Annotated in this window: 8 protein-coding genes; 2 read left to right on the forward strand and 6 right to left on the reverse strand. The window is 64.6% G+C overall.

The window, feature by feature from the left end; all coding sequences use genetic code 11:
* Positions 1–6: 6 nt before the first annotated feature.
* Positions 7–2013 carry an alpha-amylase MalA gene (gene malA, locus ACH9L7_RS03890; RefSeq protein WP_396613218.1) on the forward strand — a complete coding sequence of 669 codons (2007 nt, stop codon included), beginning with the start codon at positions 7–9 and terminating at the stop codon, positions 2011–2013.
* Between the two features lie 75 nt (positions 2014–2088).
* Positions 2089–4617: a glucosylglycerol hydrolase gene (gene gghA / locus ACH9L7_RS03895; RefSeq protein WP_396612424.1), complete on the forward strand. Its 2529-nt coding sequence runs from the start codon at positions 2089–2091 to the stop codon at positions 4615–4617.
* Between the two features lie 60 nt (positions 4618–4677).
* On the opposite strand, the gene ACH9L7_RS03900 is transcribed toward gghA, so the two are convergent.
* From ACH9L7_RS03900 to ACH9L7_RS03925, 6 genes are all read right to left on the reverse strand, one after another.
* Entirely contained in the window at positions 4678–5196 is a 519-nt protein-coding gene (locus ACH9L7_RS03900; RefSeq protein ID WP_396612425.1) for a fasciclin domain-containing protein, read from the reverse strand.
* Positions 5197–5340: 144 nt separating this feature from the next.
* Entirely contained in the window at positions 5341–7617 is a 2277-nt protein-coding gene (locus ACH9L7_RS03905; protein ID WP_396612426.1) for a glycosyltransferase family 39 protein, read from the reverse strand.
* A 1-nt stretch (position 7618) separates the two neighbouring features.
* Entirely contained in the window at positions 7619–8803 is a 1185-nt protein-coding gene (locus tag ACH9L7_RS03910) for an ABC transporter ATP-binding protein (RefSeq protein ID WP_396612427.1), read from the reverse strand.
* Positions 8793–10388 (reverse strand): ABC transporter permease, encoded by a 1596-nt coding sequence (locus ACH9L7_RS03915; RefSeq protein ID WP_396612428.1) that lies wholly within the window; start codon positions 10386–10388, stop codon positions 8793–8795. The genes ACH9L7_RS03910 and ACH9L7_RS03915 overlap by 11 nt, the downstream gene beginning before the upstream one ends.
* A 13-nt stretch (positions 10389–10401) precedes the next feature.
* Positions 10402–11574, reverse strand: a complete 1173-nt coding sequence (locus ACH9L7_RS03920; RefSeq protein ID WP_396612429.1) for an iron ABC transporter substrate-binding protein — start codon at positions 11572–11574, stop codon at positions 10402–10404.
* A gap of 81 nt (positions 11575–11655) precedes the next feature.
* Entirely contained in the window at positions 11656–12813 is a 1158-nt protein-coding gene (locus tag ACH9L7_RS03925) for an alpha-1 4-glucan-protein synthase (protein ID WP_396612430.1), read from the reverse strand.
* Between the last annotated feature and the right edge of the window lie 65 nt (positions 12814–12878).

Consider the following 12878-nt stretch of genomic DNA (forward strand, 5'->3'; position numbering starts at 1 on the left):
CAGTTCATGGCTGTTGGTGAGTCGGTCCAACTCGCACCGCGTGACCCCGACCCCGACGCGACGTACACGTGGCGCGTACAACGCGCGCCGACCAAAAGCAGCCTCGAACTCCCCGAAGAAACCGCAGTTGTTCAGTTCGACCCCGATGCGCCGGGACGGTACGTCCTCGAACTCGACGCTCCCGACGGCACCCACACGCTCACTATCCGCGCGTTCCCCGGGTCGTACCTTCCCACAGGGTCTATCCGGAGCGGCGAGAGTGGCATGAGCGGGATGAGCGGCTTCAGCGGCCAGAGTGGCTCTGCACGCCCGATGGGGATTAGCGGCGGTGCGTCAGGCTCCGGAAGCGGTGCCGGAGAGGCGCGGCGCGGCGAGGGAGGTCGGCCGCGTATCCGCCTCGACGCCAGCGTCGAAGACGACACTATCGTCGTCCGCGCCGACCCGCAACCCAACCCGAACAGCGACACCGACCGCGACGACTTGGTTGTCGAGTTCGTCGTGGACGACCGCGACGACGTGGACGAGTCCGCGGTGGAAACCGATGGGTGGGTGCTTCGCGTCCCGGTTTCGGCCGTCGGCGACAAAATCGGCGTCCACGCCGTCGCAATCGACGAGACCTACAGCGTCCCCGACTCGGTCGTCGTTAAGCGCGACGCGCTCCCCGACGGCGGCGTTGCGGAGACCGAATCCGATACCGAGAGTCAGTCGGGTGGGACGGGAAACGCTGACACCGGCGGACAGCACCTCTCTGTCGCACGCCCGAACGACCCGCCCGAGTGGGCGCAGGAAGTAACTCTCTACGAGATTTACGTCCGCGGCTACGCCTCGGACATCGACGAGGCCGACAACACGTTCGAAGCACTCGAAACGCGTCTCGACTATCTCGAATCGCTCGGCGTCGACTGCCTGTGGCTCACGCCCGTCCTCCAGAACGACCACGCGCCCCACGGCTACAACATCGTGGATTTCTACTCCATCGCCGAGGACCTCGGGTCGCGCGAGGACTACGAGCAGTTCGTCGAGGCCGCCCACGACCACGGGATGAAGGTCCTCTTCGACCTCGTTCTCAACCACTCCGCCCGCGAACATCCGTTTTTCAAGGACGCGTACAAGAATCCCGACTCGGACTACTACGACTGGTACGAGTGGCAGGACAACGGCGAACCGGGCACGTACTTCGACTGGGAGTACATCGCCAATTTCGACCACCGGAATCTCGACGTTCGGCGCTACCTCCTCGACGCGGTGGACATGTGGGCCGACGTGGTCGATGGGTTCCGCTGCGATATGGCGTGGGCCGTCCCCGACACCTTCTGGCAAGAGGTCCACGACCGCGTCAAGTCGAAGGACCCCGAATTTCTGCTCCTCGACGAGACCATCCCGTACATCGCCGACTTCCACGACGGCATGTTCGACATGCACTTCGATACGACGCTGTACTTCACGCTCCGGCAGGTCGGCCGCGGCGACGAACCCGCCGAACGCATGCTCGACGCCATCGACCAGCGCACCGAAGTCGGCTTCCCCGACCACGCGGCGTTCATGCTTTACATCGAGAACCACGACGAGACGCGCTACATCGTCGAGTGCGGGGAGTCGGCGGCGATGGCCGCCGCGGGTGCGCTCTTTACGCTCCCCGGCGTGCCGATGGTCTACGGCGGCCAAGAAATCGGCCAGCGCGGCCGCCGCGACGCCCTCGCGTGGAAGCACGCCCGCGAGGATATCCGCGAGCACTACGAGCGACTCATCGAAGTCCGCGACAAGACGCCTGCGCTCGGGTCCGAAGGCGCGTTCCGTCGCATCGACTTCGAGGCCGACACCGACCACGCCGTCGCGTTCGTCCGCGACCACGACGACGGATCGTATCTGTGTCTGCTGAACTTCGGCGACGAACCAGCGACTGTCGCTGTTGGCGACCTCGCCGTGGATGCGACCGATATCGTCTCCGGCGACTCCGTCGCGGCCGAAGGCGGTCTCCACGTCGACGACGTGGCAATCTGTCCGCTCGCGTAGACACCGTCTCCGACCGCCCACCACACCGCCAGCCGTTCGACCCTCTCCAATTCCCATTCGATCACCTGATACACGATGGGCACAGAATACGGCACTCCGACTCGACTGGAGGACAGCACCAACGACCTCGTCTCGTGGCACGAGTCGGTCGTCGAGAACCACGACGACCCCTTCGAGGCCGCGAAGAAACTCACGACGCGACTGGGCGCGCACGTGACCGACCGACGAGACTCGGACGGCCGACGAGACACAGACGGCCCGACCGTCGAATTCGGCTTCTGGACGCCCGAACTCGCAGACGACGGTTCCCCCGAATCGGCGGTCGAACTGGAGATTCTCACCCCGTCAGCAGACCTCGACCCCGGAGACACCACACGCCGCGAGGTCACCTTCCAGCGTGACCGCGTTCCGATGCGTCGGTCCGGTGAGTACCACTGGGCGGTCGTCGAAGGCGTCCGCGCCGGGACGCGCGAGACGCTCGGGTCGCTCTACCAACTCGTCTACGAGGACGAAGACGGCGAGGGACATACCATTCAGGACCCGGTGTCGTATTCTGTCCCCTTCGGCGCGTTCGCCCCCGCGGAGGTCTACGACCTCGGCCGACTCGACGAGACGCGCGCCGACCGCGAGTACTTCGAAGCACTCGGCACCGACGACGAGCACGTCTCGACCACTGAAGACGACGGCGTGCCGCGTATCGACCCCGCGACGAGCATGCTGGAAATCCATCCCGGAACTGCCACGGAACGCGGGTCGCTCGCGGGTCTCGCCGACGTGTACGAAGGTATCGCGGAGAAACAGCGCGCTGGTGAGTCGCTCGACCCGTGGGAGCGCGCCTTCGCTGGCTACGATGGCATTCAGGTGATGCCCGTCGAACCGCTGACTGAGAACGAAGCGGAACACGATTTCTGGTCCGTTGTGTCCGACGGGGTCTCCGTGAGTGAAGCGAGCGGAGGCTCGTCCGACGAGCGGGGCGAGTCCGACGGTGAACTCACCGTCGAAGTCGCCCGCCCCGAGATGATTAACTGGGGCTACGACATCGTCGTCAGCGCCTTCTCCGCGCCGAACCCGGCCATCCTCGAAAGCGGTCGCCCGGACGAACTCGTCGACTTCATCGCCGCCTGCCACGACCTGCCGCGTCCAATCAAGGTGGTCTTCGACGTAGCGCTCGGCCACGCCGACAACCGCGGCGCGGAACTCCTGTCCGACCGCTACATCCTCGGGCCGGGGATGTACGGCAAACACCTCGACTACACCGAACCGACCGCGCGCGCCGTCTTCCTCGAAATGCAGCGGCGTAAGATGGACTTCGGTGCCGACGGTATCCGCGTCGACGGCGCGCAGGACTTCACCTCCTACGACCCCGAGTCGGGCGAGATGTACCACGACGACGACTTCCTCGCGGAGATGGACCGCGTGACGCAGGACGTCGCTGGCACCGAGTACCGGCCGTGGATGATTTACGAAGACGGCCGCCCGTGGCCGCGCGAGGACTGGGAACTCGCCTCCTCCTACCGCGCACTCATCGAACAGCACCCCCACTCGTTCCAGTGGTCGCCAATCACGTTCGCGCACAACACGCCTGCGCTTCTCACCTTCTGGGCGACGAAGTGGTGGCGCGTCCGCGAAGTCGCCGAGTTCGGCGGCAACTGGTTGACGGGCGTCGCCAACCACGACACCGTCCGCCGCGGGACGCAAATCGACCCGACTGTCGAGTTCAACCAGTCGCCGGTCAACCCCTATCTCGGCGACGACTACCCCGAGACACTTGACGAAGCGTACGACAACGCCGCGTCGTCCATGCTCTTTCATTGCTTCCTGCCGGGCGTTCCGATGGACTTCGTCCACGCCAACATGCGCGCGCCGTGGGGCTTTATCCGCGACACCGACCCGACGTGGAACGTCAAAGTCGTCTCCGACGAATCGAAGTTCCTGTACTGGCAGGTGCGCGACGAAGACTTCGAAGACGACCGCTTTTTCCACCGCGTGAAAGACCTCGGCTTCGAGTCGCGTGAGGAACTGTTGACGTGGATGAACGCGCTCTCGTCGGCCGTCGATGCGACCGACTACGACCTCGACGTGATGGCCGACATGCTCTCGGCGATGAACCACCCGCTCGGCAACGACCTGTCGGCCACGGACCTCGAAGCCTACGGCTACGCGTGGATGCGCGACGTCCACGACTTCGCCACTCTGAGCCACTGGCACGACGCGCAGGACGCCGACCGAAGCGCCTTCCGTCTCCAGACCCGTGAGTTCCGCCACGACCGCCCGTGGTTGCTCGCCGACCTCGACGCGGGCGACGACTACTTCACCTATCGCCATCCGACCGACGGGACGGTGCTCTACTACGGGTTCCGCACGTCCCCGGACGGAACGGAGCAACTCCTGTTCGCCGCCAACATGGAGGGCGTCCCAGTCAAGGTGTCGCCCGAGTACCTTGCCGAAGACGCCGCCGAGGACGCAAATGCGCCCGCTATCCCGAGAGATGGCTGGCAACCAGCTCTCGTCGCACCGGGCGTCGAAGTATCGGTCTCCGACGCTGATTCGCTTGCGGTCGAACTCGACAACGGCGACGCCATCGTCTGGCGTCGTGAACCGTAGTTCTCTCGCGTTCGCACGGAACGCTGTGGTCCCGCCTTCGCACAAAAAAGTTCGGCCGCGTTAGGGCAGCAACACGCCGTCGATGACGTGGACGACGCCATTCGACGCCGTGATGTCGGTGGCGACGATGTCGGCTTGGCCGTCGTTCAGGGTAGCCCCGTCGACGCCGATGTGCGCACCGTTGAGCGTCGGGAGGTCAGACACGGGGAGTACGGACTGCGCTTTCCGACGCCCGGGAACGACGTGGTAGGTCAGAATCTCCGCGAGGGATGCGCCGACGGCCGCCTCGAAGTCGATGTTTCCGACGTTATCTTTTGTCACACCTAACGCGGCGAACGCCTCGTCAGTCGGTGCGAACACGGTCAGTTGACGGTTTCCGCTGAGCGCATCGACGAGACCTGCCTCGACGACTGCGGCGACCAACGTCTCGAACCCGGGGGTGTTCACCGCGATATCGACTATCGTCTTTCCGTCACGAGGCGGTGTCGCGCTCGCCGTACCAACGCCACCAGCCGCGAGGAACAGTCCCGCACCGCCAATCGTCTTCAAGGCCTGCCGCCGCTTTGGATCGAATTTCATATCCACCTCTCTATACGGCAGTCCTCGGAATGAGGACGATACCTAACTAGTTATATTAATTAAACTAGGAATTGAAAATATTCTCGAATATCTGAATGTCAGCGTTTCTGGTGTGTTTGGAGTCCCCCACCGAGGTCGGTTCAGCTACCGACTATCGGCCGTCGCGTTCGTCTCTACCGACACGCCCGGCAGGTACTCCCCGTCGGGGCCGACCCACAGGTCTTCCGACCCGCATTCGAGGGTCAACCGGCAGACGTGCGTCTCGGGCGGCCAGATGACGCGCACCTCGCCACCGGAGCGCTCGACAGACGCGGTCTGTCGGTAGGTCACTGTCTCGCCGAAGTCGCCGACGTACGTCACCACGAGGTCGACTTCGCTCGCTCCACGGGGAATCGGAACCCGCTCTGCTCCGGCGGCGCGGGGATAGTTCGTTACCCGGACGCCTGCGGGCGTGATATCCCACTCGACGGTGTGGCTCTCGGCCATCGGCACGTCGTATCGGGCGTACTCACCATCGGATTCGACCCGTACGGAGACGGTTCTGGTCCCTTCCGGCGCACCGAGCGTGGTCCTTGCCGCGACGCGCTCTCCAGAGACGACGTGAAGGTGGGTGAGTTCGGGCGTCACCGAGTCCTCAGCGCCGGTCCACGACCCTCGATAGGCGAATCGATAGGGTGTGCGGTTCGTTGCGTCGAGGACGGTGAAGTCCTGTTCCGCCCCGCCGTCGATGGCGTAGACGACCGGCCCGTCAAATCCGGGGTCGTTACGGAGCGTCTGGAATGGATGGGCCGACCAGTCGCCGTAGGGGTCGGGGTGGAAGACGAGCGCCTTCGGCGCTTCCGCTCCATCCCCGCCGAGACCCTGACCCACGCCGACCCCCGAACCCAACGGTGTCAGCGGCGGCGACTCGAACCCCGCCTCGACGAGTGGTTCGTACGTCGCTTCGAGGTTCTCGGTTCGAAGGTGATTCTCCTCGTACGGCCCATCGACCGCCCCGAGCGTCACGCCTCCGGCGACGAGAGCGAACACGAGGACGACAGAGAAGACGACGCCGCGGGCTTCCGACGCGGAGAACCGTTGATGGGCGCGCCGCCGGACGAATCGGACGCCCCCGACGACGCCCGCTGCGGCGAAGACGACGAGCGGGACGAGCGCGTCAAAGTGGTAGAACGGGCCGAGGAGGTCGATGAGACCGTTTCGAAGGCCGTTGTGCGTCCCCCAGAAGAAGCCGTTGCCGACGAACACCGAGACGAAAATTCCGAGGATGATGGCCGCGAGCGCGTCGTCGGAGAGTTCGGTGAAGGCCCGGTCACGGCCGCCTAATCCGTGTGCCCGGCGTCGCTCGCTTCCGCGGAGATTCAACCCGGTTCGGTGTCCCCACCAGCGGCGGGCAGTGAGGCCGAGGCCAAAGAGCGCGGCGACGGTTCCGAGCCACCCCATCGGTCCCCAGCGGGTGACGAGCATTTCGAGCGCTTCCAGTCCCGTCTCGAGGCCCAGTTCGGGTGTGTACACGAGGTCGTAGTTGAGTATCTCGCGGTGGCCGAAGCCGACGCCGTCGAGCGGCGCGAACGCCATGTACGGGAACACCAGCGGGTCGCCGGTCACGACGGCATTGTACGCGAGCGTGAGCCCCACGAAGGTGAGACCGGGAAGCCCGATTGCGAGGTAGCGACGGAAGACGACCCAACCGGTTCCGGTACGCCACGCGGTCCCGAGTGCCCACAGCGAGTGTGCGATGAACGGAAGCGCGAACAGCACGGCAGTGTAGGGGCGGGCGAAGAACGCGAGGCCGACCAGACTCCCCGCGACGACGGCATAGCCCGAGGAGTCGCGGCGGGCGGCCCGGACGTAGCACGCGGCGAACGCGAGGTTCAGCATGGTCGTCGGGGCGTACGCGAGGAACGTCGCGGAGTTGATGACGAAAAGCGGCGAGAGGCCGAGCAGTCCGGCGGCGACGATGCCCGTCCGCCGGTCGAACACGTCTGCGCCGAGGAGGTACACGAAGGCCGCGTTGGCGGCGGCGACGACTCCAAGGACGAGGTTCGGAAGCCCCACAGCGAGACCGAGCGCGAACATCGCCGGAATCACTGGCGAGTACTTCGAGTACATCTGGACCCCACCGGGGGCGCTCGCCGTCTCCTCGACGATGAAGAACCACGGTCTGACGGCCTCAGCCAGTGCTCCGGGGTACAGAAACAGTTTCCCTTCCAGCAGCATCGCCGCCTGCATCAGGTAGACGCCTTCGTCGTCGTTGACGGTGTGATACGGAAAGAGGTCGACGGCGAGCCACGTCACGAGCAGGCCGACGGCGAGCGAGACGACGGCGGCCGCCAGCCACAACTGCGTCTGTTCGGTTTCGATGTCGAAATCGACCGATGCGTCGTCGAAGATGTCGGAGAGCCGGGACCCGGAACGACCCATCCTAGTCGGAGTAGAGTCCGGTTTCGGGGCGCTGTTCGCGCGGGAACCACGCGAGTTCGTGACCGGCGTCGAGCGTCACCTCAACGTGGCCGTCGGTCGGAACAGTCTCGTCGTGGTTGTGCATGCAAAGCAGGTTGTCCCCGCCGTCGAGTTCGACTTCGTAGAGAATGGTCGGCCCGAGGTAGCGCTTGCCGACGACTTCACCGTGGCCCGACCCCTCGCAGGCGTGGGCCGACACGTCGTCGGGGCGGACGAGGATATCGATGTCCGTCTCGTCGTATTCGGGGGCGAGGCCGTGAATCTGGCCGCGAGGGACCGACCCGAGTTCCGTCTCGACCATGTCGCCGGTGACGCGGCCCGGCAGGAACCCGGCGTAGCCGAGGAAGCCAGCGACGAAGCGCGATTCGGGGTGTTGGAAGACCTGCTCGGGGTCGCCGATTTGTTCGAGTTCCCCACAGTTCATCACCGCGACGCGGTCCGAGATGGACAAGGCTTCTTCCTGGTCGTGGGTGACTGAGACAGCCGTCACGCCCGCTTCCTTGAGGATGCGACGGACTTCCTCGCGCATCTTGACGCGCAGGTCCACGTCGAGGTTGGAAAACGGTTCGTCGAGGAGGAGAATCGCTGGCTCGGGCGCGAGCGAGCGTGCGAGCGCGACACGCTGTTGCTGCCCGCCGGAGAGTTCGTCCGGGTAGCTCTCGCCTTGCGTTTCGAGGCCGACGAGGTCGAGCAGTTCTTCGACACGCGCTTCGCGTTCGGCCTTCGAGAGGTCCTTCAGGCCGAAGGCGATGTTCTCGGCGGCGGTGAGGTGCGGGAACAGCGCGAACTCCTGGAAGACCACGCCGACACCGCGCTCCTCGGGCGCGACGAAGGTGCCGCTTCCGGAGACGACATCGCCGTTGAGGCGGACCTCGCCGCCGTTCGGTTGGGCGAGTCCAGCAATGAGTCGGAGCGTCGTGGTCTTGCCGCACCCGGAGGGGCCGAGAAGTGTGAGAATCTCGCCTTCACGAACTGACAGCGAGAGGTCCTCGACGACGCATTCGGGTCCGTAGGACTTCGAGACACTGTCGAGTTCGAGGACAGCGTCGTTCTTGGCGTTGCTGTCGGTGTCGTTCTTGGTGTTGCTGTCGGTGTCTCTGTTGGGGCGAGACTGTTGGTCGGCAGTAGTGAATGTGCTATTTGACATCGTATCCCTCTTGAGTGATTATGACGAGCATCGACAGCCCGGAGACGAAAAGCAAGATGAGTGCGGGGACCGCGGCCTGTCCGAAGTACCCCGACTCGTGGGCCGTCCAGATGTGCGTCACGAGCGTGTCGAATCCCGAGGGACGCAGGAGAAGCGTCGCCGGGAGTTCCTTCATCGTGGTCAGGAAGACCAGCGCCGCGCCGCCGAAGAGGCCGGGCGCGACGAGGGGGAGCGTCACGTGGCGGAACGCGCCCGTAGGCGTCTCCCCGAGCGTCCGTGCCGCTTCCGGAAGTGCCGGGTTGACTCTGAGGAACGACGCGCGGAGCGACCCGACCGCCTGCGGCAGGAAACGGATGACGTAGGCGAAGACGAGGAGATAGAGCGTCTGATAGATGGGTGTCGCGTAGGAACTACCGAAGAAGACGAGCGCGAGGCCGAGCACGACGCCGGGAACCGCGTAGCCGACGTACGTTGCGCGCTCGAACAGCGAACTCACCCGGGAGGCGTGTCTCGCGGCGAGGTATGCCACGGGAAGGGCGGCGACAGTTGCGGCGAGCGCCGCCGCGGCCGCGACGAGGACGGAGTTGAGCGCGTACTCGGGTTGGAACGCGAGCGACTTGCTCGTCTCGGCGACACCCTGTGCGAACCACGTGAGCAGGATGCCCAGCGGGACGACGAGTGCGACGGCCGCGACGAGCGCGGCGAACCCGACTGCCGGGTACTTCCAGTGGCCGAGTTGCATCAGGTTGCCCGAGCGCCCGCCGGTCGTGGTGCGCTCGTCGCCGCGAACCGTCGATTCGAGGGTGAGAATGAGGAGCGTCACGGCGACCAACTGCAGCGACAAGAGCGTCGCGGTGTCGCGGCCGAACGCGCCGAACTCGACGTAGATGACGCGAGTGAAGGCGTCGAACCGCATGATTGCGGGCGTCCCGAAGTCCGAGAGCGTATAGAGCGCCGCGAGCAGCGCCCCGGCGGCGACTGCCGGGCGAATCTGTGGAATAGTCACCCGCTTGAATGCCTCCCAACGGGTGTGGTTCAGGGTCCGCGCGGCGTCGATGAGCGTGGTGTCCATCGACTTCAGCGCGGCCCGTGTGGTGATGAACACGTACGGATACGTGTAGAGCGTCAGCACCAAAACTGCACCGGGCAAGCCGTATATTTCTGGGAGCGTCTCCACGCCAATCGGCGCGAGGAGGCGCTGAAACACGCCGCGCGGTCCGAACGCGGACACGAACGCGAACGCGCCGATGTAACTCGGGATGACGAGCGGCAGCGAGACGACGATGGTCCAAAAGCGTCTGAACGGAAGGTCGGTTCTGACCGTGAGGTACGCGAGCGGGACGCCGAGACCGACGCACGCGGCCGTCACGAGGACGACGAGGACGGTGCTGTTGACGAGCACTTCCACCGTCGTCGGGCGCGTCACGAGCGCGAGCGCCTCGGCGAATCCAACGTCGAGGGCGGTTTTGACGAGCCACAACAGCGGGACGACGACGGCAGCGGCGACGGCCCCGCTGGCGATAGTCAATCCGAGCGGTTGCTCGTCGTCGCCCCCGCCAGTCGTCGTCTGCTGCTCGGTCGCCATCTATGGGTTCACCTCAGAGCACGCCCACCTCACGCAAGAGTCGTACGGTTCCTTCCAGGTCAGACAGTTGCGTCAGGTCGAGCCCTTCCGGCGGGTTGAGTTCGTCGATACTGGGGAGTTCGCCGATTGGGTCTACACCCGAGACGAGCGGGTACTCGAACGTCGTGCGGGCGAAGTAGTCCTGCGCTTCGGCCGACAGCAGGTGGCGCACGAAGTTGGCCGCCAGTTCCGAATCGTCGGCGGTGTCGAGGACGAGCGCGCCCGCGACGTTGAAGATAGACCCGGCATCGCCGGAGGTGAACGCGGTTTTGAGCGGCGCGTTCGGCCGCCCCGCGAGGATGCGCTGAATGTAGTAGTGGTTGGCGAAGCCAGCAGTGATTTCGCCGTCGGCGACGGCCTGCGAGACGAGGAACTCGTCTTTGAACTCGGTGACACCGAGGTCCTGCATCCCCTGCAGCCATTCCTTTGTCGCCTCGTCGCCTTCGAGGACGCGCATCGCGGTGATGAACGCCTGGAACGACGAGTAGGTCGGTGCCCAGCCGATGTTGTCGCGGAAGGCCTCCGTTTTCGGGAACTCCATGATGTCGTCCGGAATGTCGGACTCGGAGAACTCGTCGGTGTTGAACGGAACGGTCCGCGCGCGACCCGAGGTGCCGGTCCACTGCCCGTCTGGGTCGTGGAACTCGTCGCGGACGAGGTCCAGCACTTCGGTCGGGAGGTCTTGTGTCCGACCGGCGTCCTTCAGCGCACCGAGGGACCCCGCGTTGACAGAGAAGAACACGTCTGCGGGGCTGTTTTGTCCCTCGGTCTGAATCTGGTTGACGAGTTCCGCCGCCGAGTTGTAGCGCGGGCGGATAGTGAAGTCCTCGTAGTAATCTTCGAGGAAAGAGACGAGTTCGTTGACGAGGGCTTTCCCGCGACCCGAGTAGAGCGTGAGTTCGCCAGAGAGGTCCGGCATCTCGGTGATAGAGACGCCACCGGCAATCGTCCGGTCACCAAAGGGCGACCGACCGGACCCGATTTGCTCGACTGTGCCACCGTCGTCAGTGTCCTCGGTGGTTGTCGTCGTCGTTTCGTCGTCACCACCGCCGGTACAGCCAGCAAGTGTGCCGAGACCTAACGCCGCCGTGGTCGCGAGAAACCGTCGACGACCGTGGACGCGAGGCTCTCGGTCGTAATCGTCCATACATTGATTTAGGTAGGCCTAAATCATTTATACCTACCGGTTCAACGGACGAATTCGGCCAAAAAACCGGCCAATGAGCTGTCAGTCGTCTGCTGTGACGGCAGCGCGTGGTGCGGCCAGCGCGTCGAGACACGCCACCCAGTCCTGCATGTAGCGCCCGACGTAGTTGAAGAAGTCGCCGTTTCGGTAGTCGGACCAGTCGCCGTCGGCGAGTTCGTCCGCCATTGCTTCGAACACTTCGGCGTAGGAGTCGGCGTCGTCACCGACTACGTCGACGATTTCCCAGAGGTGTTCGTTGAGTTCGAGACCCGGCACTTCGTTGTTCAGGTCGTCGAACGTCGGGCGGGCGGCCTTGTTGTGCTCACAGAGCGGGTAGCCAGTGAGGATATCCTTTTCGAGCACGTCCGCGGCGCGCTTGAGGAAGACGCCCGACCAGATGTCGTCGAAGCGGCCGACCTCCCACTCGTTGTCGTCCATCGGAAGTTGGTAGAACGCGGGGATGACCTCGCGCTCGAAGGCGAGATTCATCGAGCAGACGGTGAGGTACTGGCCCGGTTCGGCCACGAAGTCGCCGTCGAAGTCGTCGAAGTCGGTTCGGGTCTGGGCCTGTCCCTGCAGGTCGCCGTCCATCAGAATGCGCACGGCGTCGAGGTCGGGGACGTTCGTCCACAGTCCCTGCGAGGCGACCACGTCGCGAAGTTCTCTGGTTCCCGTTTCGACCGTCTCACCCATCGCCGAATAGGGGTACCCGCGGGGGTACAGACCGTGTTCGTCGGCGTTCTGGTAGAGAACGTTCACCCACTGTTCGTCGCTTGCGACCGACTCCACTTCGTCGGTGCGGTGGAGGTTCTCCATGTGCCGCCCGAAGAAGTCCCACTCGTCGTGGGGGAGCGTGTCGTCGTCGATGAAAAAGCCGTAGTCGAACTCGGGGTGCGCCCACATGTACATGAGGCCGAAGCTCGTCTGGGCGTGACTCGCTGCCGGAACGAGATGCGAGTACTCAGAAATCCCCTGTTCGTCGTACCATTCCTCGCGGGCCGACTCGTCGTAGACTGCCCCCGAAACCCCTTCGTCGTCGAGCATCGCCGCCATCGCCTCGGTGTCACAGAAGTCCTCCGTCACGAGAAGGACGAACAGACGGTCGAGGTCGAATCCGTGTGCGCGTGCGTTGTCGAAGTACGCCCGCATGCACTCGAACTCTCGGATGGTCGGAACGACGACACAGATGTCCGAATCCATTGCCAGTACGATTTTAGGCAGGCCAAAAATACCTGTTGGTCCGCGTTTCAACGTTTCAGACGGAC

The organism is Haloferax sp. S1W, assembly GCF_044593955.1.
In the GTDB taxonomy this organism is placed as follows: domain Archaea; phylum Halobacteriota; class Halobacteria; order Halobacteriales; family Haloferacaceae; genus Haloferax.